Origin of the sequence: Pseudomonas sp. EL_65y_Pfl2_R95, from assembly GCF_963971045.1 — a bacterium.
Lineage (GTDB): Bacteria > Pseudomonadota > Gammaproteobacteria > Pseudomonadales > Pseudomonadaceae > Aquipseudomonas.
On record NZ_CAXAOV010000001.1, the window covers coordinates 810216 to 835683 of the forward strand.

A 25468-nucleotide genomic window follows, 5' to 3' on the forward strand; every position below is an offset into this window, starting at 1 on the left:
TATGACCCAGCAACCTCACGTACACGGCCCTGATTGCGACCACGATCATGACCATGATCATGATCATCATCAGGGCCACGTCCATGGCCCGCATTGCAACCATCAAGAGCCAGTTCGCAACCAGCTCAAAGATGTGGGTCGCAATGATCCTTGCCCCTGCGGCAGCCTGAAGAAATTCAAGAAATGCCACGGCGCGTAATTAAGCCATGAGCAGTTTAACGGTGCTCCTGATCTGCATTGCCGCAGTCTTGGTCATTGCGCTTGGCCTTTATGCCCTTTCGCTGTGGCGCAAGATCTGGTCAATGCAACGCCAGCAGCGCACTGCGGCCAATGAACAACAGAAGCGTCTGGGCGAAGACCTGAAGATCCTCGCCAGCAGCTTGCTTGAGGGTCAATTGCCACTTATTGAAGGCGCAATCCGCATTAAGGTGCTGCTCGACAACTTCGACATTAGTCTTAGTCAAAGCTCGCACTGCCTGGTATTTCATCATCTGTATGAAGCCACCGCGCACGTACCGACTCACGCCGATTGGAAAGCGTTGGATAAAACCAGCCGCCGTCAGCATGAGAAGAACTTCAGCGAACTGGAATTGCAATATAAGGCCCAAGCCCGCGAGGCGGCGCGCTGGTTACTAGAAGAAGGCCTGCAACAAGGTTAGTAAGTTAGGCGCTCTGGCATTTAATAACACATTGGAATGCCAGGGCGACCCACTGCATAAACACTCACCTGTTAAGCGTTTCAAGGCCCCTGCAATTAGCCCCCCAGACTGAGCTTAACCCCGCAGAATCCTTGGGTGGCGCAAGGGGTTGGCATTTGTCATGTAGTTAGCGTAGAGTTATTTGACTGTGTTTGCATGGGTCGCAGTCTATCGTGGCCTGATGCAGTAGATCCTTAACGATCCGCTACATCCCTCCCGACAGATAATTCTCCTTGCAACCAGTCTCAGTCCTTCTATTATGAGGAGGCTGTCATCAACTTTAAGTTTCAAGGAATAAGACATGTCGAATCGTCAGAACGGTACCGTCAAGTGGTTTAACGACGAGAAAGGTTTTGGTTTTATCACTCCAGAAAGCGGTCCGGATCTGTTCGTACATTTCCGCGCTATCGAAGGTAATGGCTTCAAGAGCCTGAAAGAAGGCCAGAAAGTCAGCTTCGTAGCTGTACAAGGTCAAAAAGGCATGCAAGCTGACCAGGTTCAAGTCCAGGAATAATCTTGCTGCTTTGAAGAACCCCTGATGGCAACATCAGGGGTTTTTTTATGGAAAGCAAACGCTGAAAAGATAGCGCAGTAGTTTTTCCGAGGCCCCCTAAAGCGATACAGACGTGCGGATCACCATGCAAAAACCTCAACTCCGCCCTCAGGGCGACTTTCCATCAGCAGGGCTGCCACGCCGCTTTGCCGCCATGTTTTATGACTTTCTACTCTGCACTGCCCTGCTGATTGTGGTGACATTTATCTACAAGCTGATTCTGATGGGCTTTTACGGTGCCGATCAACTCAAGCAAATGTCAGATTCCGGCGCCCTCGATGGTGACCCAATACTCTCCACCCTCTTGTTTATGTGCCTGTTCGGCTTTTTCAGCAAGTTCTGGACCTACAACGGCCAGACACTGGGCATGCAGGTGTGGGGCGTTCGCGCACAGAACGCCGACGGCTCAGCGATTAGCCTGTGGCAATCACTGCTGCGCTTTATGGTTTCGATCGCCTCGTGGTTGTGCCTGGGCTTGGGTTTCTTCTGGGTGCTGATAGATAAAAAGCACCGGACCTGGCACGAGATTTACTCGGAAACCCAAACCGTTCAGTTGCCGAAAAACATTCACAAGAAGTAGGCTGGACAGGGTTTTATCCGCCCACCACTTGCCGGCTCATGCTTACCGGCAATTGGAGGTCAGGCTTCGCGTTGCAGCCCCCCTGCGAGCGCCAGCGCAGTTAGCCCGCTCGCCGCAACAACCAACCCCCGGCAATCGCACAAATGCCCGCGGGTACCAGCACAGCCAATAATGGCGAGAAGCCAAACACCAAGCTCGAAGGCCCCAGCAGGTCCTGGGCGATCTGGAACACAAACCCCACCAATACCCCGGTGAATACCCGCTGTCCGAGCGTCACCGAACGCAGCGGGCCAAAGATGAACGAGATCGCCATCAGAACCAGCGCCGCAGTCACTATGGGTTGCAAAACCTTGGTCCAGAACGCCAACCAGTATTGGCTGTTATTCAAACCTTGCTTAGCCAGATAGTCCGCATAGCGCCACAGTCCAGAGATAGACAACGCGCCAGGTTCAAGCACCACAGTACTCAACAGCTGAGGATTAAGCTCGACATCCCAACGCTCGCTCGGAGCCGCCACCACCTCGGTGCTGCGTTCTTTGAAATGGGTCGTGGTCACGCCTTCGAGTTGCCAGTGGTCACCTTGAAACGCAGCCTTGCGCGAAAAGCTCGAAGACAACAAATGGCGCTCTTTATCAAACTGATAACGGGTAACCCCGTAGAGCACGCCATTAGGTTGCACGGCGTTGATGTGAACATACTCTTCGCCCTGACGATGCCACAGCCCCCGCTTTGAGCTCTGTGCATCACCCGCGCCCTGCGCCATGGCACGATCTGCCTGCGCCAAATTCTCGCTCCAGGGCGCCAGGTATTCACCAATAAGAATGCCCGCAAACATCAGCACCAGCATTGGCTTCATTACCGCCCAAACGATACGCCGAACAGAAACGCCAGCTGCACGCATGATGGTCAGCTCGCTGTTACTGGCCAAGGTGCCCAGCCCAATCAAGCAACCGATCAGTGCCGCCATCGGCAGCATTTCGTAGGTGCGCCGTGGCGCGGTCAGGAACACATACCAGGCTGCGTCAAGCAGGCCATACTTTTCATCGACATCACCCAGCTCATCGATGAAAGCAAACAGCAGCGCGAGGGCGACGATAATCCCCAACACGCTGAGAATGCCGAAAAATACCTGCTTGCCGATGTATCTATCCAGCTTAACCACGGGCAATCTCCTGCGCGCTACGACGAGATGCCCACTTCAGGCGAATCGGTTCCCAGTAAAGCATCAGCAAGCCGATGGCTATAAACACCGCGTGTACCCACCACAAACCAAGCCCATATGGAATCCGGCCCTTATCCAAAGCGCCGCGTGCAGCAATCAAGATCGACAGATAACCCATGTACAGCAAAATGGCCGGGAGCAGCTTGAGGAAGCGGCCCTGACGGGGATTGACCCGTGACAAGGGTACGGCCATCAAGGTCACAACAAACACCAGGATAGGCAGCGAGATCCGCCACTGCAGTTCCGACTTGTAGCGCTGATTATCACTGCCAATCAAGTCTCTGGTGGGCATAGCTTCGCGCTCACTGACGTCGGCGCTGACTTCCGGCTTGGGCAGCAATACGCCGTACTCATCGTACTTAATCGCACGGTAATCGGCCTGGCCCGGGTTACCGTCGTAGCGGTAACCGTTCTCCAGAATCAAATAGCGGCTGCCATCATCCTGAACTTCCTGACGACCTGATTCGGCCACCAGCACAGTAATGCCACGCTCTTTATCGCCCTTGGTTGACAGGCGCTTTTCCGAAATAAAGATACCGCCAAGCTCGCTACGGTCATTCGACAGCTTCTCGGTGTAGGTCACCCGCGTGCCTTCGCCCATCGACTGAAAGCGCCCGGGCACCAGGGTATCAAACTCGGTCAGTGCATCTTGCTCATTGAGGATGCGTGCAACCTGAGACACCCCCTGCGGCGCCAAACCGAAGCTCAGCCATGCCACCAGCAGCGCGACCAGTGTGGCCGGCGCCAACGAATACTTCATCAGCCGTTGCTGGCTCATGCCTGTCGCCGAGAGCACCGTCATCTCGCTGTCGAGGTACATGCGCCCGTACGCCAGGAGAAAACCCAGGAACAAACCCAGGGGCAGAATCAGTTGAAGAAAGCCGGGCAAACGAAAGCCCATGATTAAAAACAAAACACTCGGATCCAGCACACCTTGGGCAGCCTGAGCCAAATACTTGATGAAGCGTCCGCTCATGATGATCACCAGGAGCACCGCACTTACAGCGCTCATCGTAGTCAACACTTCACGGGATAAATAACGGAAGACGATCAAACCAGACACTCCAGGGTTGTCAGGCTCAGGTAGCTACGCTCAAACTAGCCACACTGTTTGCCAATTCGCCCAACAGGCGAACCACTAAATTAATTGCCGCCATTATCCAGCAATACCGACCCGTTGTCTTGAGGACACCATTCCATGGAATTTTTTGTCAAAAGCGCTCGTCCGGAAACATTGAAAACTGCCACCTTGGTTATCGCTGTCGGCGAAGGCCGCAAACTCGGTGAAATCGCCAAATCCATTGATACCGCTAGCGCCGGTGCGATCAGCGCCCTGCTCAAAAGCGGCGACCTTGCCGGCAAAGTCGGCCAGACACTGCTGACACATAACCTCGCTAATATTAAAGCAGAACGCGTGTTATTGGTCGGTTGCGGTAAAGACGCCGAACTCTCTGACCGCCAATTGCGCAAATTGATCGGTTCAGTTCACGCCGTTTTGAAAAATCTGGGTGGCAGTGACGCCGTATTGGCCCTCGGCGAACTCAGCGTAAAAGGTCGTGATACTTACTCCACAGCACGCTTGCTGGTTGAAACCCTCGCCGACGGTGAATACAGCTTCGATCAGTTCAAGAGCCAGAAAACCCCGGCCTGCGCACTGAAGAAAATCACAGTGCTGACGGAAAAAGCCAATCTTGCCGAAACCGAACGCGCTTGCCTGCACGCCAAGGCGATCACTGCTGGCATGGCCTTCACCAAAGACCTTGGCAACATGCCGCCAAACATCTGCCACCCGACCTACCTGGCGGAACAAGCCAAGGACCTGGGCAAGGCGTACAAAGGCCTGAAGGTCGAAATTCTCGACGAGAAAAAACTCAAAACCCTGGGTGCCGGTGCGTTCCTGGCCGTAGGCCAAGGCAGCGACCAGCCGCCCCGCATGATCGTGATGAATTATCAGGGCGGCAAGAAAACCGAAAAACCGTTTGTACTGGTCGGCAAAGGCATCACCTTTGATACCGGCGGCATCAGCATCAAGCCAGCAGCTGGCATGGATGAAATGAAATACGACATGGGCGGCGCTGCCAGCGTATTCGGCACCCTTAAAGCGGTGCTGGAACTGCAACTGCCGATCAACCTGGTCTGCCTGCTGGCTTGCGCAGAAAACATGCCAAGCGGCGGCGCTGCACGCCCAGGCGATATCGTCACCACCATGAGCGGGCAAACGGTTGAGATCCTCAACACGGACGCCGAAGGCCGTCTGGTGCTGTGTGACACCCTGACCTACGCTGAACGCTTCAAACCGCAAGCCGTTATCGATATCGCAACCCTGACTGGCGCCTGCATTGTCGCCCTCGGCTCCCACACCTCAGGGTTGCTTGGCAACAATGATGAGCTGGTGCAACAGATTCTAAGCGCCGGCCAGCAAGCTGATGACCGCGCGTGGCAATTGCCGCTGTTTGATGAATACCAAGAGCAGTTGGACAGCCCGTTCGCCGACATCGCCAACATTGGCGGCCCCAAGGCTGGCACCATTACGGCGGCCTGCTTCCTGTCGCGCTTCACCAAAAAATACAACTGGGCCCACTTGGACGTTGCTGGCACCGCCTGGATTAGCGGCGGGAAGGACAAAGGCGCCTCCGGCCGTCCTGTGCCACTCTTGACTCAGTACCTGTTGGACCGCGCCAAGGCGTAAGCTATGCGCACAAGGCCCGGGCCGCAGCGATGCGGCCCAGGCTTTAACTCACCGAACCTGCACTGAAGACGCCATGAGCCGAATCGAATTCTATGTCCTAGCAACCGACCGTCCCGCCGATCGCATCCGCGCCGCGTGCCAGTTAGCGTTGAAAGCATGGCGCCATGGCCTGCCTGTATTTGTGCGCGCGGCCGATGCAGCCCAGTGCGCGCAGTTGGATGAGCAAATGTGGCTGTTCAAAAAGGACTGCTTCATTCCGCACAACCAACACAGTGATGACCCGCTTGCTCCCGTGGTAATCGGTGTCGATGAGGAACCGAGCGCCCAACAAGGTGTTCTGATCAACCTGAACAATGCGATTTCACCCCATGTTGAGCGTTTCAGCCGGGTCATCGAAATCGTAAACCAACAACCGGACTTACTGACCGTTTGCCGGGAAAATTTCCGTAGCTACCGCCAGCGTGGCTATGATCCAAAACGAGTTGAGCTGTAGTTTGATAAATGGACACGCCTAAACCGCCACAAAAATCGGCACACCTGCTCGACGATCTTGAGTCGATTCGCGAACTGCTGGGTGACGAAAACAACGACACTTCGGCCTCGCTCGATTTTGACTCACTGGACCCGGATTCAATTCCGCTGCTCTCAGATATAGTCGAAGCAACCCCAGCGCCGAGCCAGACTGCGCGTCGGTTCGACCGTGCCCAGAGCGCCGATCAAGCCCTGCGTGACACAGTGCGCCAGTCAATCGGCCGGGACAGTGAGATCAATCGCCTCGACACTGAACTGCGTAATGCTGCGCAGTTGATCCTGCAGGATGTAATTGACGACTTCGTACCGCAGATCGAGGCTGAATTAAAATCGCGCCTTGAAGCCCGCTTAAGCCGCCTGTTGCCGCCACGTCGGCCTTAGCGGCAAGGCAAAAAACCGGTTCAACCCAGCGCCTGCAACGCCAATTGCGCCGAGTATCTGCCAGCAATCACCTTGCACTTACGCCAAAGGGCCCTTCCCCGCTATACTTGTCGGCTTTTCCGATCAGCCGTCAAAAGGGTCCCGCCGCGCATGGACAAGACCTACCAGCCGCACGCCATTGAAACCAGCCTGTACCAGAACTGGGAAACGAACAATTACTTCGCCCCACAAGGTTCGGGTCAGCCGTATACCATCATGATCCCGCCGCCGAATGTCACCGGCAGCCTGCATATGGGCCATGGTTTCAACAACTCGATCATGGATGCGCTGATTCGCTTTCGCCGCATGCAAGGCCGCAATACCCTGTGGCAGCCAGGCACCGACCACGCGGGCATTGCCACGCAAATGGTGGTTGAGCGCCAATTGGCCGCCGACGGCGTAAGCCGTCACGACCTGGGTCGCGACAAGTTCCTGGAAAAAGTCTGGGAATGGAAAGAACAATCCGGCGGCACTATTACCCGTCAGATCCGCCGCCTCGGCTCCTCGGTCGACTGGTCGCGCGAACGCTTCACCATGGATGATGGCCTGTCTGACGCGGTGAAAGAAGCCTTCGTGCGCCTGCACGCAGATGGCCTGATCTATCGCGGCAAGCGACTGGTCAACTGGGACACCAAATTCCACACCGCAATCTCCGACCTCGAAGTGGAAAACCACGACGAGAAAGGTCACCTGTGGAACCTGCGTTACCCGCTGGCCGACGGCAAGACGACCGCTGAAGGCAATGCCTTTCTGATCGTCGCTACCACGCGCCCGGAAACCATGCTCGGCGACGCCGCCGTGGCCGTTCACCCGGAAGATGAGCGCTACAAGTCGCTGATCGGTAGCTTTATCGACTTGCCACTGGTTGGCCGTCGTATTCCGATCATCGCTGACGATTACTGTGACCCTGAATTCGGCACTGGTTGTGTGAAAATCACCCCGGCCCACGATTTCAACGACTACGAAGTCGGCAAGCGCCACAACCTTACGCTGCTCAATATCTTCGACAAGAACGCAGCAGTTCTGGCTAACGCTCAGGCATTCAACGTGGATGGCAGCGTCAAGGCTGATATCGACACCAGCCTGCCTGTGCAATACGCCGGCCTTGATCGCTTTGAAGCGCGCAAACAGATTGTTGCCGACTTTGATGCCGCCGGCCTGCTGGTCAGCGTTGATGACCACGCCCTCAAGGTGCCGAAAGGCGACCGCTCAGGCACCGTGATTGAGCCGTGGCTGACAGATCAATGGTACGTATCCACCAAGTCTCTTGCAGAGCCTGCGATTGCGGCGGTTGAAGACGGCCGCATTCAGTTTGTGCCCAAGCAATACGAAAACATGTACTTCAGCTGGATGCGTGACATCCAGGACTGGTGCATCAGCCGTCAACTGTGGTGGGGGCACCGCATCCCCGCCTGGTACGACGACGCAGGCAATGTTTACGTAGGCCGCAACGAAGACGAAGTACGTCGCGAAAACAACCTCGGCGCAGACGTAGCGTTGCGTCAGGATGAAGACGTACTCGACACCTGGTTCAGCTCGGGCCTGTGGACGTTCTCGACCCTCGGCTGGCCGCAACAGACTGAATTTCTCAAGACCTTCCACCCGACCGACGTACTGGTGACGGGCTTCGATATAATTTTCTTCTGGGTTGCCCGGATGATCATGCTCACCATGCACCTGGTGAAAGACGAAGACGGCACCCCGCAAGTACCGTTCAAGACGGTTTACGTACACGGTCTGGTGCGCGATGGTCAGGGCCAGAAGATGTCCAAGTCCAAGGGCAACGTGCTTGACCCGCTGGATATCGTTGACGGCATTGACCTCGAAAGCCTGCTGGAAAAACGTACCAGCGGCATGATGCAGCCCAAACTTGCCGAGAAAATCGCCAAGCAGACCCGCGCCGAATTCCCTGAAGGCATTGCCGCTTACGGCACCGACGCCCTGCGCTTCACTAACTTGTCTCTGGCCTCCACAGGCCGCGATATCAAGTTCGACATGGGTCGGGTTGAGGGCTACCGCAACTTCTGCAACAAGATCTGGAACGCCGCCAACTTCGTGATCGAGAACACCGACGGCCATGACACTGGCATCAACGGTGAAGCGGTTGAGCTGTCCTCGGTTGACCGCTGGATCATCTCCCAGTTGCAACGCACCGAGGCCGATGTCACCCGTCACCTTGATGCCTTCCGCTTCGACCTGGCAGCATCTGCTCTTTATGAGTTTATCTGGGACGAATACTGCGCCTGGTATCTGGAGCTGGTTAAGCCGGTCCTGTGGGATGAGAACGCACCGATCGAACGTCAGCGCGGTACACGCCGCACCCTGATCCGCGTGTTGGAAGTGGCGCTGCGTCTGGCCCATCCGTTTATGCCATTTATCACCGAGGAGATCTGGCAGCGGATCAAGACCCAAGCTGGCGTCGCTGGCGATACCATCATGCTGCAAGCCTGGCCGGTGGCCAACGAAGCGCGCATCGACGCCGCCGCTGAAGGCGATATCGAGTGGGTGAAAGCCTTGATGCTCGGCCTGCGCCAGATCCGTGGTGAGATGAACATCTCCATGGCCAAACGCATCGACATCATCCTCAAGAACGCCAGCACTGAAGATCAACGTCGCCTGCAAGACAACGCGCCGCTGCTCAACAAACTGGCCAAGCTGGAATCGGTAAGCATTCTTGCGGCCGGGGAAGAGCCGCCATTGTCAGCCACCGCACTGGTTGGCGACATGGAAGTGTTGGTGCCAATGGCCGGATTGATTGACAAGGCTGCCGAACTGGGACGTCTGGACAAGGAAATCCAGCGCCTCGAAGGCGAAGTCAAACGCGTTGGCGGCAAGCTCGGCAATGCCGGTTTCGTCGACAAGGCACCGCCTGAGGTAATCGAAAAGGAACGCGCCAAACTGGCAGAGGCCGAGCAAGCACTCGGCAAGCTGGCTGAACAGCGCAGCCGTATCGCCTCGCTGTAAGTCAAGGTGATACCCAACAGGGCTCGCGACCGATAAGGCGCGGGCCCTGTTGCTTTCAGCCCCTGCTGAAATAGCCAAGCGGCACAACTCGGGTAGAAAACTGGCTGTAGACGCCAAGCCATTGCTTCGATCCTGAACAAATTTCAGCCGTGCAGCGCAACTTTTGCAGATAAATCCCTTCCCTTACTGGCTGTAAATCAGGCATCTTCTCCCCCGCATCAAGAGCTCTCGGCGTTTAATCGCTGGTAAAAAGCCCAGGTTTTGTACGCATTTTCCGCTTGAAGGTCAGGCCAAAGCCACACGCAGCATGTGCCAATGCCAGCCGCCGTGTGTCGCAGTAAACCGCCAGATTTCTTCAACACCCGTACCGAACCGAACTCTGGAATTCTGATCATGTATGTGTTGATGGCGTGTGTTTTTATTCTTGGCTATCTGTGTATTGCCTTTGAGCATCCACTGAAAATCGATAAAGCCGCGTCGGCGCTATTGACCGCCGTGATCTGTTGGACCGTGCTGGTAATGGGGGCGGACCATATTCTGCCAGCCATTACCAACATCAATGTGACGCACGGCGACAACTCGGGGTATGTCGTTCATCAATTGCGTGAGCATCTTGGCGAGATCTCGGAGATATTGTTTTTCCTGCTCGGCGCCATGGTGATTGTTGAGCTGATCGACGCCCACGAAGGTTTTAAAACGGTCACCGACCATATCAAGACCAATAAGCGCGTCCACCTACTATGGCTGATAGGCCTGCTGACCTTTTTCCTCTCCGCAGCACTGGACAACCTGACCACCACCATCGTAATGGTCTCGTTGCTGCGCAAGCTGATCGATAACCAGAAAGATCGCTGGTTCTTTGCCGGTATCGTGGTTATTGCCGCCAACGCTGGCGGCGCGTGGTCGCCCATTGGTGACGTCACCACCACCATGCTCTGGATTGGCGGCCAGATCAGCGCCAGCAGCATCATCGGCAACCTGTTTATCCCAAGCCTGGTGTGCCTGATGGTGCCGCTGGTTTACCTCAGTTTCCGCCTGAAAGGCGAGGTCCAGCGCCCGCCGGAATACGAGTCACTGGAAAGCCATCGCGATCCCACCACCCCCTTCGAACGTAACCTGGTGCTGGGCGTTGGCCTCGGTAGCCTGCTGTTCGTGCCGGTCTTCAAGTCCATTACCCACCTGCCGCCTTACATGGGCATCATGTTTGGCTTGGGTGTTATGTGGGTGGTTACCGAAATTATTCATCGGGGCAAAAACTCCGAAGAAAAGCACCCACTGTCGGTAATTGGCGTGCTGCGCCGCATCGATACCACCAGCGTACTGTTCTTCCTCGGCATCCTGCTGGCGGTTTCAAGCCTTGCGACTGCTGGCCACCTGACTCAGGTGGCCAGCGCGCTGAAAGAAAGTCTTGGCAACATTTACGCGATCAATATCGCCATTGGCTTGCTGTCATCGGTGGTCGATAACGTGCCGCTTGTAGCCGGTGCGATGAAAATGTACCCGCTGGTGAGCCCAGTGGCGATCGCCAGTGCTGCCAGCGACGTCAGCTGGCTGCAAAGCTTCACCATGAATGGCGACTTCTGGGAGTTGCTCGCTTACTGCGCGGGCACGGGCGGTAGCTGCCTGATTATCGGCTCGGCAGCGGGTGTGGCGGCAATGGGCATGGAGCGGATCAACTTTATCTGGTACCTGAAAACCATCAGCCTGTTGGCATTCCTGGGGTACATTGCCGGTGCTGCGACCTATATCGCCATCGCCACATTCAGTTAAGGAGCCGCGCATGCCCCCGGAGATCAGCAAGACCAAAAGCAGCTTTTACCGGCGCCTGTATGTGGCCTGGCTGATCGACAGCGGTAGCGCGACGAGCATTCCTGCGTTAATGGAGGCGACGGGCATGCCCCGGCGTACCGCTCAGGACACGCTTAATGCCCTGGCTGAACTGGATATCATTAGTGAGTTCGAGCAGGAATCAGGTAGCCGCAATAATGCCGGGCACTACGTGATCCGCAATTGGGGCGCGATCGACAAAAGCTGGATCGGCGCTAACCTCAAGGCCATCAAGCAGGCCCTCAATTATCCATAGTCATCACTCAGGAAGTTAAATGAGCGGACGCAAACGTATACTCCTGGTGGTACTGGTTTTAATCGCGCTGTTTGCATTATTCCAAGCCTTGGGCATTCGCCAACAGTTCAGCCTTGAAGCGGTGCAGTCGATCATCGTGATGCACAAGTTCGCCGGCATCATCCTGTTTACCCTGCTGTTCGCTCTCGGCAATCTGATCCAGATCCCAGGCTGGATATTTCTGGCCGCCGCCGTGCTCGCGCTTGGCCGTCTCTGGGGCGGCGTGGCGACTTACGTCGCCGCCTGCTTCTCCTGCATGCTGACCTACGTGAGCATCCGTTATATTGGCGGTAACGCACTGCGTGAAATCGACAACCGCCTGGCCAAGCGACTGCTGGCAGGCTTGGACAAGCACCCACTGGCGAGCATCATTGGCTTGCGTATGCTGATGCAAACGCTGCCGGCGCTGAACTACACACTGGCGCTTTCAGGCGTGCGCATGCGTCATTATGTGCTCGGTACCCTGCTCGGTTTGCCCCTGCCGATTGCGCTTTACTGCGTCTTCTTCGACTACCTGGCCAAGGTGCTGCACATCGTTTGAATCGCGACCAGACTAGCCATTACCTGCTCAGTATGAATAATGCACTGCTCGCCACCTTGCTTACGGATCACCATGCCTCGCCCACCTGCACGCCCCGCTGCGAAAAAACCGGCCGTCAAACCAGCGGTGGCCGCGAAAGCTGACCAAGCCAAGGGCCAATTGCACCCGCGTAATCGTCACCAAGGTCGCTATGACTTCCCGGCACTGATTCAGATGAGCCCCGAACTGGCCGCCTTCGTGATTATCAATCCGTACGGCAAAGAAAGCATCGATTTTGCCAACCCGGCAGCCGTGAAGGTATTCAACCGCGCGCTGCTCAAACAGTTTTATGGGATTGAACACTGGGATATTCCCGCTGATTATCTGTGCCCGCCAATCCCGGGCCGGGCCGATTACCTGCATTATCTCGCTGACTTGCTGGGTAAAAGTAACGCCGGTGACATCCCCCGGGGCGCGAAAATTAAAGCCTTGGATATCGGCGTAGGCGCCAACTGCATTTATCCCCTGCTCGGCCATTGCGAGTACGACTGGCAGTTTGTCGGCTCCGACATCGCCAGCAGTGCGCTCGACTCGGCACGCGCCATCATCCAGGCCAATGCCGGATTGGAGGCCGCCATCGAACTGCGCCAACAAGAAGACAGCACGCATATCCTCGACGGCGTGATCCACAGCGATGACCGCTTCGATCTCACCCTGTGCAATCCTCCCTTCCATGCCTCAGCCGAAGAGGCCACAAGCGGCAGCAAGCGCAAATGGCGCAATCTTGGCAAACTCGACCCCAAACGCAAATTACCGGTGCTGAATTTTGGTGGCCAAGCCGCCGAGTTGTGGTGCAAAGGTGGCGAGGCCGAATTTGTGGCGAAGCTAATCAGTGAAAGTGCCAACCACGGCCAGCAAGTGCTGTGGTTTAGCACCTTGATCTCCAAGGCAGGCAATCTGGCCGGGGTTTACAGCGCGCTGAATAAAATCGGCGCCAGCCAGGTGCGCACTGTAGAAATGGCGCAAGGGCAAAAACAAAGCCGCTTCGTGGCCTGGACCTTTATGAGCAAGGAACAACAAGCGCAGTGGATTAAAACGCGCTGGCAGTCATAAGCGGTATGTCGTGGCGAGCCTATAACGCTCGCGACATCAGCCACTGCTCTTTGCCCCACGCCTCGAAGCGCTCCAGCACTTCCCAGCCACGCTTGGCGTAGTAATCGCTTTGGTCGTGGGTGTGTAAGTACAGGGTTTTGACGCCCGAATCCCGGGCATCGTTGCAAATACCCTCAATCAGCCGGGCCGCAAGCCCTTGCCCACGCGCTTCAGGCGCGACCAACACGCACGCCAGCCAAGGTCCAAGATCGGGACGACTGGCCAGATCATCTTGCGCGAGGGCTGCGCCACCGAGCCATTGATCATCATCGGTAACAATCAACGCCTTCCAGCTGCCATCCAACTGCCCCGCCGCAAACTCTCGCTGCCACTGCTCAAGACTTTGCCCGGCATATTCATAACTGAACTGCTGATACAACCGCTGCGCCATCGCGTCGCAATGCTTCATTTGATGCGCTAACCAATCCATCCGGGGCATACAAACACATCCCTTAGTCGATGATAATCCTGTGATTGCGCACTATACCGCACAGCATTCAGCACCGATGGGCCGTCGACGCAGTCGTTTTAACTGGTGGAGTTCACCGCGCATATCACCCGACCATCCAGGTATTATTTTCTCTGCTAGCCGCACGCGCCTTGAGTAGAATGTTCTGAGATGGCGCAGCGCGATGTAGACATTCGCTGCACAACCTACCAGACGCCAATGGTGCCAGTATGATTGAAGTAACCGAGGTCTCCATTGCCGAGTTACGAGCCGCGCTCGTATCCGGCCAAACAACTGCGGTAGAGCTTGTTCAAGCCTACCTTGATCGAATCGATGCCTACGACGGTGCAGGCACCGCAACTGCACTCAATGCGCTGGTGGTGCGTAATCCTGATGCACTCAAAGAAGCCCAAGCCTCCGATGAGCGCCGCGCCCGTGGCGAAACGCTGGGCCCGCTCGATGGCATTCCTTACACCGCCAAAGACAGTTACCTGGTCAAAGGCCTCACCGCCGCGTCTGGTAGCCCGGCCTTCAAGGATTTGCTTGCCTACCGTGATGCCTTTACCGTAGAGCGTCTTCGCGGCGCCGGGGCGATTTGTCTGGGTAAAACCAATATGCCGCCCATGGCCAACGGCGGCATGCAGCGCGGTGTTTATGGCCGTGCTGAAAGCCCTTATAACGGCGACTTTCTCACCGCGCCCTTCGCCTCTGGCTCATCCAATGGCGCAGGCACGGCAACAGCGGCCAGCTTCGCTGCTTTTGGTTTAGCCGAGGAAACATGGTCGAGCGGTCGTGGCCCCGCCTCGAACAATGGTTTGTGCGCCTACACGCCATCACGCGGCGTCATCTCCGTGCGCGGCAACTGGCCGTTAACGCCGACCATGGATGTGGTCGTGCCTTATGCCCGCACCATGGCCGACCTGCTGGAAGTCCTGGATGTGGTCGTCGCCGATGACCCTGAAACCCGCGGCGATCTATGGCGGATGCAGCCCTGGGTACCTATCCCAAGCACGTCCTCTGTACGCCCTGCCGCTTATGCCAGTCTCGCGGCCAAGCCTGAAGCGCTCGCCGGTAAGCGCTTCGGCGTGCCCCGCATGTATATCAATGCCGACCCCGATGCTGGCACCTCGGAAAAGCCTGGCATTGGCGGCCCAACCGGACAGAAGATCATCACCCGCGACTCAATGATCGCGCTATGGCAAGAGGCACGTAAAAGCCTCGAAGCCGCCGGCGCCGAAGTCATCGAAGTCGACTTCCCGATGATTTCAAATTGCGAGGGGGACCGCCCCGGCACGCCAACGGTATTCAACCGCGACCTGATCCCCAAGAACTACATGCACCATGAACTGTGGGAGTTGTCGGCCTGGGCCTTCGATGACTTTCTCCAGGCCAATGGCGATCCCAAGCTCAACCGTTTAGCCGACGTCGATGGCCCGCAAATCTTCCCCCACGACCCCGGCACCTTGCCCAATCGTGAAGACGACCTGGCTGCGGGCATGGATGAATATGTGCGCATGGCCAAGCAAGGCATTATCCCCTGGGATCAAATCACCACCTTGCCTGACGGTTTGCGGGCACTTGAACAGATTCGCCGCACCGATCTTGAACAGTGGATGGATAAACTCGGGCTGGATGCGGTGATATTCCCGACCGTGGCCGACGTTGGTCCGGCAGACGCCGACGTGAATATTGAATCCGCAGACATTGCCTGGAGCAACGGCGTTTGGGTCGCGAACGGCAACCTCGCCATTCGCCACCTGGGCGTACCGACCGTGACGGTTCCGATGGGCGTAATGGCCGATATCGGCATGCCTGCCGGGCTGACATTTGCCGGCCGCGCCTATGACGATTCAGCGCTGCTGAGTTTGGCTTCGGCCTATGAAGCTACCGGCTCGAAGCGTTTGGTGCCACCGCGCACCCCTGCACTGAAGCGTGATTGAATCAGGCATCATCAAGGGCCGTCACTGGCCCTTGAAAATACTGCCCATTACACCCTGGCGCCAGGGTTGCCTGCACATTTCCTAGAGCCTGCGGCGTTACCTGTATATGATCGAACCTATAGGTATTGATGCGTCACAGGTATTGTTATGCGCATAGAGCTACGTCACTTACGCGCCTTCGAGGCCGTTGCCGAAGAACTTCATTTTCGCCGGGCAGCTGAACGCCTGAATTTGGCGCAACCTGCGCTTAGTCGAACCATCCAGCAACTTGAAGAATCGGTGGGTGAAATACTGCTGCTGCGTAGCAACCGGCGTGTTGAGCTAACTGAAGCGGGCCGGGTATTTCTCGCGGGAAGCCAGACTATTTTCGAGCAACTTGAGGCCACAGTATTACAGGCGCGTAAGGCCGGTGCCGGGCAAGTTGGGCAACTGCGCATTGGTTACACCGACTTTGCGGTATCGGGTCAGTTGCCATCCATACTCGAAGGTTTTCATCGCTGCTATCCAGAGATCAGGGCCGAGCTTATTTTCGGCTCAACCCAGCACCAGCTGGAAATGCTCAAGGACGGCTCAATCGAATTCGCTTTTCTTACCGGCCCACTGATCGAGCCGAATACCGACAGCATCGAGATCCAGCGCGACCGCTTTGTCGTCGCGTTGTCGCATCTTCACCCGCTTGCCAACCGGTCGGAAATCGCCCTGAGCGAGCTGGCCAAGGAGCCGTTTATTCTAGGCGGAATGAGCCATTGGTCCTACTTCCGCCGCCACTTGGATGCGCTGTGCCTGAGCGCAAATTTTTTGCCGGAGGTTGCTCAAGAGGCCTTCAACAGCGAAGGCATTTTTGGCTTTGTCGCCGCCAATATTGGCGTGACCATACATTTGGAAAGCGCAGCCAATTACAACCGCAAAGGCGTGGTATTGGTACCACTTAAAGACGTCGACACTCGGCTCTGCACCTTGGCCGCGTGGTTGAAGTCCGAGATTACCCCGGTGCAACAGAAGTTTATCGAGTTCCTCCGGCAGTACCCGTTACCCCAGAATTAAGTGCAGGTTACCGGCCTCATCGCAGCGCGTGGCCAGCTAGACCGATAACGCTGCAGGCTCTGTTGTAGGTGAACAAACCTCAAGCTGCGTCAGCTCAACTGCCAAGGCCGCAAAACGTGCCCCTTCAATGCCGATGCACACCAACTGATTGGCAACCGGCGCTCGCCGTGCTGGCAGCCAGCAGGTCGAACCACCACTGAGCTGGAAAACCTGCGGAGCAGTACGCCCTGCGCGCGCCAAGATGCCCTTGGCGCGCAGCACGACATCGCGATAGTCGTGCAGTAACTGCTCCAGTCGCTCCCCATCGATTGCCGAGCGATAACTCAGGCTAAATGAACTCCACGGCGCATCGTTATGTGGTTTTTGAGCCGTCACCGGCGTGAGTAAATGGGCCGCTCGAGGCGCTAGCTTGGCAGGTTCAGATGATTCGCCACTGAGAGTAAACCCTGCATGGCAATTGAGACCTTTGAGCAGCTCCAGCGCCTGGCTGTATTCTTCGCCATCAGCAGGCGGCAGACGATTCACCAGCAACTGGCTGGCCCCCGCAATCTGCGAGCGCCACACCTCGGCGGTATAGCGATCCGTCGCATGCCGAGTGATCTGGCTGCCGTCAACCAGGCAGACCACCGAGGCCAGTTGCAACTGACGTGAAGTCCTGGCGATATCAGCAATGCGTGCCGGTTGTGCCACACCGCTTGCCTCGATATAGATAGCCGCGGGGCGCGGCTCAAGACGCATGGACTGGGCCAGTTGCTCCGCCAACGTACCGCCGATCGTGCAGCAAATACAGCCATTACCCAGCCGCACAATCTGCTCATCCGCGTACTCGATAAGCTCTGCATCAATATTGATATCGCCAAAGTCATTGACCACGATCAGGCTGTCTCGGGGTAATCCCTGGGCAATCAACCGATTAAGGTAAGTGGTCTTGCCCGCGCCCAAAAAACCGGTAATCAGGGTAAAGGGAACGGGCTCAGGTATCGGCATTGACCCGCCCTCCAAGCACCGTCGCCAATACATTAATATTACGCAACTGCGCAGGTTCTACCGCCAGTGGATCTTGCTCCAGCACCACCATGTCCGCGAATTTGCCGACCTCAAGGCTGCCGACTTGGTGGTCGAGTCGAAGGGTGTACGCCGCGCCGAGGGTGATCATCTCAAGCGCTTCGGCGACGGTGACGCGCTCATGTTCACCGAGCACCTCGCCCGATGCGCTTTCACGCATGACTGCGCACCATGCGGTGAACAAGGGCCCCAGCGGTGTAACTGGGGCATCGCTATGCACCGCCGTCGGAATGCCCAGGCGTCGTGCTGACGCCAGTGGCTCAAGCCTGCGACTGCGTTCAAAACCCAGCGTGCGACTGCGGTGGATATCGCCCCAGTAATACAGGTGGTTGGCGAACATGTTCAGGCAAAGGCCGAGCTTAGCCGTGCGCCGCAACTGAGCGTGGTCTATCACCTGGCAGTGCTGCAAGGTATGGCGGTGGTCGGCACGGGGCCACATGTCGAGGGCATCTTCAACGGCATCCAACATAAGCTCGACAGCTTCATCGCCGTTGGTGTGGATGTGCAGTTGCAGGCCCGCTTGATGGTAGACCTGAACCATCTTGCGCAGTGCCTCAGGCGGCGCATTCCATATGCCATTTGGATGCCCGTCGTGGTAGTACGGCCACTTCATGCGTGCCGTGTAACCTTGTATAGAACCGTCAGTCATCATCTTGACCAAACCGAAATGCAAGGTGTCGGTATTCAACTCGATGCAGCGGTGCAGGCGCTCAACCCCCTGCTCCGGCGTCCACGCTAAGGCGCTCATTGCCGGGACCAGACGCACCGGGAAGTCATCAGCGGCGGTCACTTGCTGCAACGCCGCGATGCCTGCATCGGTCAGTGGGTTGTAAAGGTCGGTGATGGTTGTCACCCCAACATTACGGGCGACCTTGCCATAACGTTGCAGCGTGCTCGGGCTGGACACTGCTTCAAACAGATTGAGCCCCAAGGTTTCAAAAACCGCGTGCATCGCCGCCATTTCCTGCAGTTCGCCGTTGGGCTGGCCAGCCGCATCAAGCATGATGCCTTCAACTCCGGCATGTTGATCGAGATTGGATAATTCGAGCATCCGCGTGTTGACTGTCATCACATGCAAGCTCGCATGCATCACGATCACCGGACGATCACCGATGGCCGCATCAAGCACGCGCCGATCAAGACGATCGCCCTCGAAGTAAACCGGATCAAATCCCCAAGCGACCAAGGGCTCACCTTCCGCGAGCCCCACTGCGCCCTCGCGCAGCCGTTGCTGCATCGCCAAAATGCTCTTGGCGCCGGGCCAGTTCACACGCTCGGGATCAATCCTGTCGAAGTAACCGAGGTACAGATAATTCCACATAGCCCCTTCCAGCGCATGGCTATGCCCCTCCACAAAGCCCGGCAGAATAATGTTCTGCGCGAAGCGCTGATCCAGGGTGTATTTCCCCAACTCATCCATGATCTCCAGAGGGCCGACACTCAACACTCGGCCATCGCGCACCGCAATGTGGGTAGCTTCCGGCTGCGATGGGTTCATTGTCAGAATGCGTTTGGCGGCGTAGACAGTAATACTCATGAGCAGGACTCCTTAACCTGTAAGTTGGGCGTGGGTGATGTTTGCGCACGGCGCTTCATGAGTAACGGAATGCCCGCGAGGAATATAAGTGCTGTCCCGCCGAAGACCAGGCAGTAGGTCCAGCCGCCGAGTGAAGGTACCAACGGCGCAAAGAAGAACAGGACGTGGAAATTGGTGAAGATAATGGCCAGGTTAAAGAAGGCTAATTCCTTGGGGACCGAGGTACTGAAGTCGGCATCCATCATGCGCAACAGCAGCAGACCAGTGCCGGTCGAACCACAGCAGCAGCCAAATGCTGTTAGCGCCCGCTCCCGGCCCAAGACTCCGCTCAATCTGCCGAGCAGCAAACACCCCAACAGGGTGGCGATTGTCACCGCTACCGTGACCAGCAGGATCGGCGTCAGCAATTCATAGAGCACGGTGAACTGGATGCTCATCAGCGTGCCGACCACCATAAAATCCACGGATGACCCGGTAATTCGTTTGAGGCTTTCGTCATCGACCCGGTGCGATAAGCCAAAGCGGTCAATACAAAAACGCATCAATACGCAAACTGCCAGGCCGTGCACGAAGAACATATTAAAGCTGAACAACACCGATAGATTGACACCGCCGAGTGACAGCCCTGCAACCTGGGTCTGGATAAAGTTCAGCCAGAGATAGGTGATCAGGTAGGCGACACCCAGCAAGCCAAGGTGGTAACCCAAGGAGTCGAGGTTCGCGGGATGGGAAACCATTTGTCCGCTACTCGGCGCCTGCTTTGCACTGTAAAAACCCGACGTGAACGCCTCATCAATATTTGACGCCTTGTTGGCATTCAGCCCGCCACGAATAAACCGCTTCGCCACGGGTACGCCAATAATAAATGCCACTAAAAAGCCCAGAGACGCGTAGATCATGCCTACCTGAGCGGCGTTCTTCACGCCGTACTGACTTTCCCAGATACCGCCATAGGTCAATGCCTGCCCCGGCCCCTGGGTGAAGCCGTGGGTCACAATCGCTCCCAGCCATGCACTGGTAGTGGAACCGGTGAGTGCGTCGTAGCCGACAATCATCAGGTAGCCAATAACCCCTTGCAGCCCGAGGCTAATCGTCCAGATAAACGTCAGCCATAACCCGCCGCGCACCACACTGCCTCCGGAAAGCGAGGCGTCTTTGCTCTTACCGGTCAGGCACAGGGACATAAAGCTAAGCGTGAAAAAGTGAAAGGTCAGCGCTTGGAAATCATCCGCCTTGAAACCGGGAATCAAGCCCAGAGATAACAGGATAAACCCGATTACGCCGCCAATGATGCTGGCAGGAGCCAGAGAACTACGGAGCACGCCGATCCGATTACGCAAGACACTGCCCAACAGCAACATACTGGCGAGCAAGGCAAAAGCCATCACTCCGTGGAATGTACTTTCCATTGTCTGTCCTCTACATATGCTTATTTTTGGAATGGCAGATAGACGTTATTGCGATTTTTTTGTGAGACGCAGCCCACGTGTTGTTGTTATTGGCTGTCGCTTAGAACAGTCGGCGCGATCTGTGTTCCAGAGCACCGCTGTTAATGGCGACAGCACGACAAACTTAGAATGCCAGTAATGATTTGTATAATATCAATTAGGCAACAATTGATACCTAGCAGGCATCAATAAAAAGATCGCTTCAAAGCGCCATCCGACTCATGGCCAATTGCTCGGCGCACCGAGCGATCCTTAAACAGCTGCCATGGCGTATTGGGGCGCTCGCACAGTGCGCCGCTGTCGACAACCCCGCAATATACAACCGCAACCGGCTTTAGCCCCCCTGATCCCCCTCGAAAGTTTTCAAGCCGCCTGCTATTAAGCGCAAATGATATAAGCAGAGCTTTCACGGCCCCTCGCACAAGACCGCCATCTGCTTAACTTCAGGCAGGTATGAAATGGCAATCGTCCGTCAGGAGAGATAGATATGCAGTGGAGCAAATACATCCTTGCGCTGAGCTTGGCATTGGTTTGTAGCGCAGGTTTCGCCGAGCCAAAAGCCTCAGCTGTGGTGGTCACCGGTGACGACTGGCTTAGCTCGGCCAGCAGCGAGCGGCATGCCTTTATGATCGGTGTCACCAATATGCTGATCGCCGAAGCTGCCTATGCCAAAAAAAACGGCCTTGAGGCGCCCCCCATGGGTTCGCAGATTGCCAATGGCGTGGCAGGTCTGAAGCTGCCAGATATCGAAGCGCGCATTACGGATTGGTACGAAGCCAACCCAACGCAGAAGAGCGTGCCGGTAATGGGTGTGCTTTGGCAGGCCGTGGTCAAGGCTAAACACTAACCCCATAAAGGAGTGCAGCAGATGAAGCGAATTTACTCGGTAACCGCAGCACTGATCTGCGCGACGTTGATACTTTCAGCCTGTGCCACAGTGGCTGGCGGCATGATTGGTGGCGGCGTCGGCCGCATGGCGGGAGATGAAGACACAGGACGGATGATAGGCGCGGGGATCGGCATGATGATCGACATCTCCGACTGAAATAAAGCGCAGAAAGCGGTCTAGCCTGAACGCTAGACCGCGAAACGTTTATCTAAACCGCTGTAACCCATGCCAATGCCTTTGTGCACTTTCAACTGCACGGGGATGCGCTCTTTGAGTGCTTCTACGTGGCTGATCACCCCGATCATCTTGCCACTGGCGTTGAGGCTGTCCAAGGCATCGAGCGCCACCTCCAGGGTCTCGCCATCAAGGGTGCCGAAGCCTTCATCAAGGAACAGCGAGTCGATACTGGTCTTATGACTGACCAGATCTGACAACGCCAGCGCCAGCGCCAAACTGACCAGAAAGCTCTCGCCACCGGACAAGGTCTTGGTATCGCGGGCCACATCCGCCTGCCAGGTATCGATAACCTCAAGCTCCAGCTCACCCTGAGTTTTACGGCCGAGCTGATAACGCCCATGCAGGCGCTCAAGCTGCTGATTGGCCAGATAGACCAAGTGATCAAGGGTCAGCCCTTGAGCGAACTTTCGAAATTTTGCACCGTCTGCCGAACCAATCAGACTGTTGAGTTGCTGCCACAAATCGTAATCGCTTTGCTGCGCGGCGATCTGGGCAAACAAGCCTTGTTGGCTCTGACGGCGGGCATCATCGCCTTGCATCTGGGCACGTATTTCACCCCGGCGTTCGGTCAAGGTTCTAAGTGCGGCGCTGAGTGCCTGTAGATCAACCATGAGCTGATCATCTGTCAGATCACCACTGAGGGTTGCCTGCTCAGCGGCCTGCAGCGTGCTTAAGCGTTGATTGCAATCAGCCTCAAGGGCCTGCGCAGCGGTGATATCGTGGGTCAACTGCTTCTGCAATTCGCGTAACTGCTGGCGTTGCTCATCATCGAGCAACGCCGCCAAAAACGCTGCTTCATCGCTAAAAGGGCTAGCCGCCAACCCAGCTTGCCATGCATCCGCCTGAGCCAACTGCTCTTGTTGTTCATCCTCAATACGCTTGCGCACTGTTTGCAGCTGGCCATGCAACTGGTCACGCTGCTGTTGCGCGGGCTGCCAAGCGCTCTGTAGCCTCTGCAATGGCTCGTGGGGCTGAGCAACTGGCGCTAACCCAGCTCGATCATCCTCACCTTGCTCGGCCCAGCGGTCTAGCCAGTTCTGCGCTTGCTCCTGCGCCTGCTGCATAACGTGCTGCTGTTCGATTATCTGGCTGTTGAGCTGTTGGCTCAGGGCCTGATCGTCGCGCCATTGTTGCAAGGCCTGCTGCTGTTCCTGCAGCCAGCTTTGTGGATTATCTGGCAGGCTATAGCCCAAGGCTTGCAAGCTGCTGTCTAATTCGGCCAAACGCCGTTGATGCTCCGCCTCAAGGTTTTGCAGCACGATAATGCTGTCTTGCTGGCGTTGCTGTTGATGGGATTGTTGGCTCAGCAGCGTCTGCAATTGAGAGGCGCCTTGGTGGGCCTCGCGCTCAGCTTGCACCTGCAACTGCGCACTGAGTTGTGCGGCTTGCTTGAGTTGGTCTAGCTGAAGCATGCGCTGTTGTTGTTGCATCACTTGCTGATTATGGAGTTGCTGCGCGGCAATGACTTCATTGACATCCGCGAGGGACTGGCCCAGCTGCTCACAACCTTGCTGCCAACGCAGGTCGCAATCGGCAATGGCTATCTCAGCCGTGCTGATTTGGTTTTGGCCTTGCTCGATTTGCGCCTTGGTCACTTCGAGCCTGGCACTTAGCGCTTCACCCTGAGAGCGCACGGCATCTTGGTCGAGCTGTTTAGCGCGCAATGCCTGCTCGGTTGCCGACAGGTTCAACCCTTGATATTCGGCTATCGCCGGGTGCGTATGCGAGCCGCATAGTGGGCACGCCTCATCGGGCTGTAATGCCGCGCGGTAGTGCTCCAACTGTTGGATGCGCTGCTCTTGCTCCAGCAGCTTTTGCTTGTCGCTAATCTGCTGTTTGAGATCAACAAATCGGGTGCGCAACGCATCACGCTGCTGGCCTAGCTTAGCCAGTTCTGCGTGCTGCGCTGCCAGCTGGTTTTGCGCCTGAGTACACTGATCTAAATAGTGCTGGCGCTGGGTAGCCAGCGCCTCAAGGTGTTCAAGCTGGCGACCGCGATCCATCAGTTGCTGGGACTGTTCACGCAATGCGGCATCTGTTTGCCCGGCGAGCAAAGTATCCAGCTGTTGTTGCGCCTGCTTTGCCGTTTGTTCAGCCTCAGTTTGCTTGGTTTGAGCCACGCTGAGGGCTGCCTGATGTTGCCCCAGCTCGCCACTTAGCTGAGTAAGTTGCTGATTAAGCTGCTGCTGCTTGCTTTGTTCTGCACACTGCGCTTGATGGCCTTGTTCAAGCGCAGCAAATTGCTGCTGCCAAGCATTGAGATACTCACCCAATTGAGCGCGCTGCGGTTGCGCAGCCAAGCGCTGAGCCACCTGATCAACACTTTTTTGCAACGCCTCCAACCCTTGCCGCTCAGTGTGCAGCGCTTGTCGACTGAGCTGCTGGCCCTGCCAAGCCTGCTGACAAATTGACTGCACCAGCGCGCCATGCTGTTCATGCAGTTGCTGAGCCAGTTGCTGATCATGGCTCAGGCGCTGCTGGCTTTGTTGTAACGCCTGGTAAAGCGGCTGTAACTGATTGGCCGGCTCACTGGCGGCCAGTTGCAGTAACTGCGGTTGAGCCTCGGTTAAAGCCTGCTGAGCAGCAGCCATCTGTTGTTGTGCGCGCTGCAATTGCGCCTGGGCGCCGGCCTTCGCCTCGCGCCATTGTTGCTGTGCCTGCAAGGCCGCTTGCTCACCGGCCAAACGTTGCTCTTCAAGGCTAAGCCGAGCGACTTCCTCACTCAACTCTGCACGCTGTTCAGGGCCAAGCAACTCAACGCCCTCAGCCTTGGCGCGCAGTTGATCGAGTGCCACTTTCACTTCACGGGTTTGCTCAAATACCCGCTGGGAAATCAGCCCATAAATATCGGTGCCCGTAAGTTCCTCAAGCAGCTCGGCGCGCTGGTTAGCATTGGCCTCAAGAAAGGCGGCGAAGCCACCTTGAGCCAGCAGCATCGACTTGGTGAAACGCTCAAAGTCGAGGCCGGTCAGGCGTTCGGTTTCGCGCAGTTTCTCGTTGATCTTGTCGGTGACAATTTGCCCGCTGGCGATCTCAGCCAACTCAACCTTCGGCGCCTGCAATGCACCATCAACTTTATCGCGCGAACGGCGCTGGCTCCAGAATGCTCGATAGCCAACTCCTTTAACCTCAAACTCGACCTCAGCCAAACACTCTGCTGTGTGCCGCGTCATCAATTCATTACTGCCAGCCGACACTGTGCTCATGCGCGGCGTGCGGTGATACAGCGCCAGGCAGATCGCATCGAGCAAGGTGGTTTTACCCGCCCCCGTCGGCCCGGTGATAGCAAACAAACCATTGTCCTTGAACGGCTCAGCCGTGAAATCGACCTTCCACTCGCCCTTGAGTGAGTTGAGATTCTTAAGGCGCAGGCTGAGGATTTTCATGCAAGGGTCGCAGGCTGAAGTGA

The 25468-nt window shown here is 56.5% G+C and carries 23 protein-coding genes; 16 read left to right on the forward strand and 7 right to left on the reverse strand.

What is annotated here, in order from left to right; all coding sequences use genetic code 11:
• The first annotated feature begins 1 nt into the window (after nt 1).
• The 4 genes from AACY09_RS03855 to AACY09_RS03870 all read left to right on the forward strand — a co-directional run bounded on the left by AACY09_RS03855 (nt 2) and on the right by AACY09_RS03870 (nt 1831).
• Complete coding sequence (locus AACY09_RS03855) at nt 2-199, forward strand: SEC-C metal-binding domain-containing protein (RefSeq protein WP_339486159.1); 198 nt, start codon at nt 2-4, stop codon at nt 197-199.
• A gap of 7 nt (nt 200-206) precedes the next feature.
• Nucleotides 207-659: a DUF2489 domain-containing protein gene (locus AACY09_RS03860; protein ID WP_339486160.1), complete on the forward strand. Its 453-nt coding sequence runs from the start codon at nt 207-209 to the stop codon at nt 657-659.
• Between the two features lie 340 nt (nt 660-999).
• On the forward strand, nt 1000-1212 hold the full coding sequence (locus tag AACY09_RS03865) for a cold-shock protein (protein WP_010486675.1): 213 nt from the start codon (nt 1000-1002) through the stop codon (nt 1210-1212).
• 124 nt (nt 1213-1336) lie between these two features.
• A complete protein-coding gene (locus tag AACY09_RS03870) occupies nt 1337-1831 on the forward strand; it encodes an RDD family protein (RefSeq protein WP_339486161.1) in 495 nt (164 codons plus the stop codon).
• A gap of 100 nt (nt 1832-1931) precedes the next feature.
• Here the strand turns inward: AACY09_RS03870 and lptG are convergent, their stop codons facing one another.
• Together lptG and lptF are read right to left on the reverse strand one after the other, a co-directional pair.
• The gene (gene lptG / locus AACY09_RS03875; protein WP_339486162.1) at nt 1932-2993 is read right to left on the reverse strand and encodes an LPS export ABC transporter permease LptG; all 1062 of its coding nucleotides are present in this window, start codon (nt 2991-2993) and stop codon (nt 1932-1934) included.
• Complete coding sequence (lptF, locus tag AACY09_RS03880) at nt 2986-4107, reverse strand: LPS export ABC transporter permease LptF (protein ID WP_339486163.1); 1122 nt, start codon at nt 4105-4107, stop codon at nt 2986-2988. The genes lptG and lptF overlap by 8 nt, the downstream gene beginning before the upstream one ends.
• A 144-nt stretch (nt 4108-4251) precedes the next feature.
• On the opposite strand from lptF, the gene AACY09_RS03885 reads away from it, so the two are divergent.
• From AACY09_RS03885 to rlmF, 8 genes are all read left to right on the forward strand, one after another.
• A complete protein-coding gene (locus AACY09_RS03885; protein WP_339486164.1) occupies nt 4252-5742 on the forward strand; it encodes a leucyl aminopeptidase in 1491 nt (496 codons plus the stop codon).
• A gap of 73 nt (nt 5743-5815) precedes the next feature.
• Nucleotides 5816-6235: a DNA polymerase III subunit chi gene (locus AACY09_RS03890; protein ID WP_339486166.1), complete on the forward strand. Its 420-nt coding sequence runs from the start codon at nt 5816-5818 to the stop codon at nt 6233-6235.
• An 8-nt stretch (nt 6236-6243) separates the two neighbouring features.
• Nucleotides 6244-6654 (forward strand): DNA polymerase III subunit chi, encoded by a 411-nt coding sequence (locus AACY09_RS03895; RefSeq protein WP_339486167.1) that lies wholly within the window; start codon nt 6244-6246, stop codon nt 6652-6654.
• A gap of 150 nt (nt 6655-6804) precedes the next feature.
• Nucleotides 6805-9657 (forward strand): valine--tRNA ligase, encoded by a 2853-nt coding sequence (locus AACY09_RS03900; protein ID WP_339486168.1) that lies wholly within the window; start codon nt 6805-6807, stop codon nt 9655-9657.
• Nucleotides 9658-10050: 393 nt separating this feature from the next.
• Entirely contained in the window at nt 10051-11427 is a 1377-nt protein-coding gene (gene nhaD / locus AACY09_RS03905) for a sodium:proton antiporter NhaD (RefSeq protein ID WP_339487069.1), read from the forward strand.
• Between the two features lie 10 nt (nt 11428-11437).
• Complete coding sequence (locus AACY09_RS03910) at nt 11438-11740, forward strand: winged helix-turn-helix domain-containing protein (protein WP_339486169.1); 303 nt, start codon at nt 11438-11440, stop codon at nt 11738-11740.
• Nucleotides 11741-11759: 19 nt separating this feature from the next.
• Complete coding sequence (locus tag AACY09_RS03915) at nt 11760-12320, forward strand: VTT domain-containing protein (RefSeq protein ID WP_339486170.1); 561 nt, start codon at nt 11760-11762, stop codon at nt 12318-12320.
• Nucleotides 12321-12386: 66 nt separating this feature from the next.
• Nucleotides 12387-13412 carry a 23S rRNA (adenine(1618)-N(6))-methyltransferase RlmF gene (gene rlmF / locus AACY09_RS03920; protein WP_339487070.1) on the forward strand — a complete coding sequence of 342 codons (1026 nt, stop codon included), beginning with the start codon at nt 12387-12389 and terminating at the stop codon, nt 13410-13412.
• A 19-nt stretch (nt 13413-13431) separates the two neighbouring features.
• Here rlmF and AACY09_RS03925 read toward each other — a convergent pair whose 3' ends face one another.
• Nucleotides 13432-13890, reverse strand: coding sequence for a GNAT family N-acetyltransferase (locus tag AACY09_RS03925; RefSeq protein WP_339486171.1), 459 nt, complete (start codon nt 13888-13890; stop codon nt 13432-13434).
• A 239-nt stretch (nt 13891-14129) separates the two neighbouring features.
• Between AACY09_RS03925 and AACY09_RS03930 the strand changes: the two genes are divergently transcribed.
• Nucleotides 14130-15839, forward strand: coding sequence for an amidase (locus AACY09_RS03930; RefSeq protein ID WP_339486172.1), 1710 nt, complete (start codon nt 14130-14132; stop codon nt 15837-15839).
• A 147-nt stretch (nt 15840-15986) separates the two neighbouring features.
• Nucleotides 15987-16883 (forward strand): LysR family transcriptional regulator, encoded by an 897-nt coding sequence (locus AACY09_RS03935; protein WP_339486173.1) that lies wholly within the window; start codon nt 15987-15989, stop codon nt 16881-16883.
• A 36-nt stretch (nt 16884-16919) separates the two neighbouring features.
• Here AACY09_RS03935 and AACY09_RS03940 read toward each other — a convergent pair whose 3' ends face one another.
• The 3 genes from AACY09_RS03940 to AACY09_RS03950 are packed head-to-tail and all read right to left on the reverse strand — an operon-like array spanning nt 16920 to nt 20894.
• Nucleotides 16920-17870 carry a CobW family GTP-binding protein gene (locus AACY09_RS03940; protein WP_339486174.1) on the reverse strand — a complete coding sequence of 317 codons (951 nt, stop codon included), beginning with the start codon at nt 17868-17870 and terminating at the stop codon, nt 16920-16922.
• Nucleotides 17857-19485 carry an amidohydrolase gene (locus AACY09_RS03945; RefSeq protein WP_339486175.1) on the reverse strand — a complete coding sequence of 543 codons (1629 nt, stop codon included), beginning with the start codon at nt 19483-19485 and terminating at the stop codon, nt 17857-17859. The genes AACY09_RS03940 and AACY09_RS03945 overlap by 14 nt, the downstream gene beginning before the upstream one ends.
• Complete coding sequence (locus tag AACY09_RS03950) at nt 19482-20894, reverse strand: sodium/glutamate symporter (RefSeq protein WP_339486176.1); 1413 nt, start codon at nt 20892-20894, stop codon at nt 19482-19484. Before AACY09_RS03950 ends, AACY09_RS03945 begins: the two co-directional genes overlap by 4 nt.
• Before the next feature lie 526 nt (nt 20895-21420).
• On the opposite strand from AACY09_RS03950, the gene AACY09_RS03955 reads away from it, so the two are divergent.
• Nucleotides 21421-21780, forward strand: a complete 360-nt coding sequence (locus tag AACY09_RS03955) for a hypothetical protein (protein ID WP_339486177.1) — start codon at nt 21421-21423, stop codon at nt 21778-21780.
• Nucleotides 21781-21801: 21 nt separating this feature from the next.
• The gene (locus AACY09_RS03960) at nt 21802-21978 is read left to right on the forward strand and encodes a hypothetical protein (RefSeq protein WP_339486178.1); all 177 of its coding nucleotides are present in this window, start codon (nt 21802-21804) and stop codon (nt 21976-21978) included.
• Nucleotides 21979-22010: 32 nt separating this feature from the next.
• Here AACY09_RS03960 and AACY09_RS03965 read toward each other — a convergent pair whose 3' ends face one another.
• On the reverse strand, nt 22011-25445 hold the full coding sequence (locus tag AACY09_RS03965; RefSeq protein WP_339486179.1) for an SbcC/MukB-like Walker B domain-containing protein: 3435 nt from the start codon (nt 25443-25445) through the stop codon (nt 22011-22013).
• Between the last annotated feature and the right edge of the window lie 23 nt (nt 25446-25468).

Excerpts from the sequence above, each read along its gene's own strand:
- AACY09_RS03855 (WP_339486159.1), top strand. The coding sequence starts at position 2 with ATGACCCAGCAACCTCACGTACACGGCCCTGATTGCGACCACGATCAT.
- AACY09_RS03860 (WP_339486160.1), top strand. The coding sequence starts at position 207 with ATGAGCAGTTTAACGGTGCTCCTGATCTGCATTGCCGCAGTCTTGGTC.
- AACY09_RS03865 (WP_010486675.1), top strand. The coding sequence starts at position 1,000 with ATGTCGAATCGTCAGAACGGTACCGTCAAGTGGTTTAACGACGAGAAA.
- AACY09_RS03870 (WP_339486161.1), top strand. The coding sequence starts at position 1,337 with ATGCAAAAACCTCAACTCCGCCCTCAGGGCGACTTTCCATCAGCAGGG.
- AACY09_RS03885 (WP_339486164.1), top strand. The coding sequence starts at position 4,252 with ATGGAATTTTTTGTCAAAAGCGCTCGTCCGGAAACATTGAAAACTGCC.
- AACY09_RS03890 (WP_339486166.1), top strand. The coding sequence starts at position 5,816 with ATGAGCCGAATCGAATTCTATGTCCTAGCAACCGACCGTCCCGCCGAT.
- AACY09_RS03895 (WP_339486167.1), top strand. The coding sequence starts at position 6,244 with ATGGACACGCCTAAACCGCCACAAAAATCGGCACACCTGCTCGACGAT.
- AACY09_RS03900 (WP_339486168.1), top strand. The coding sequence starts at position 6,805 with ATGGACAAGACCTACCAGCCGCACGCCATTGAAACCAGCCTGTACCAG.
- nhaD (WP_339487069.1), top strand. The coding sequence starts at position 10,051 with ATGTATGTGTTGATGGCGTGTGTTTTTATTCTTGGCTATCTGTGTATT.
- AACY09_RS03910 (WP_339486169.1), top strand. The coding sequence starts at position 11,438 with ATGCCCCCGGAGATCAGCAAGACCAAAAGCAGCTTTTACCGGCGCCTG.
- AACY09_RS03915 (WP_339486170.1), top strand. The coding sequence starts at position 11,760 with ATGAGCGGACGCAAACGTATACTCCTGGTGGTACTGGTTTTAATCGCG.
- AACY09_RS03925 (WP_339486171.1), bottom strand. The coding sequence starts at position 13,890 with ATGCCCCGGATGGATTGGTTAGCGCATCAAATGAAGCATTGCGACGCG.
- AACY09_RS03930 (WP_339486172.1), top strand. The coding sequence starts at position 14,130 with ATGATTGAAGTAACCGAGGTCTCCATTGCCGAGTTACGAGCCGCGCTC.
- AACY09_RS03935 (WP_339486173.1), top strand. The coding sequence starts at position 15,987 with ATGCGCATAGAGCTACGTCACTTACGCGCCTTCGAGGCCGTTGCCGAA.
- AACY09_RS03940 (WP_339486174.1), bottom strand. The coding sequence starts at position 17,870 with ATGCCGATACCTGAGCCCGTTCCCTTTACCCTGATTACCGGTTTTTTG.
- AACY09_RS03945 (WP_339486175.1), bottom strand. The coding sequence starts at position 19,485 with ATGAGTATTACTGTCTACGCCGCCAAACGCATTCTGACAATGAACCCA.
- AACY09_RS03950 (WP_339486176.1), bottom strand. The coding sequence starts at position 20,894 with ATGGAAAGTACATTCCACGGAGTGATGGCTTTTGCCTTGCTCGCCAGT.
- AACY09_RS03955 (WP_339486177.1), top strand. The coding sequence starts at position 21,421 with ATGCAGTGGAGCAAATACATCCTTGCGCTGAGCTTGGCATTGGTTTGT.
- AACY09_RS03960 (WP_339486178.1), top strand. The coding sequence starts at position 21,802 with ATGAAGCGAATTTACTCGGTAACCGCAGCACTGATCTGCGCGACGTTG.
- AACY09_RS03965 (WP_339486179.1), bottom strand. The coding sequence starts at position 25,445 with ATGAAAATCCTCAGCCTGCGCCTTAAGAATCTCAACTCACTCAAGGGC.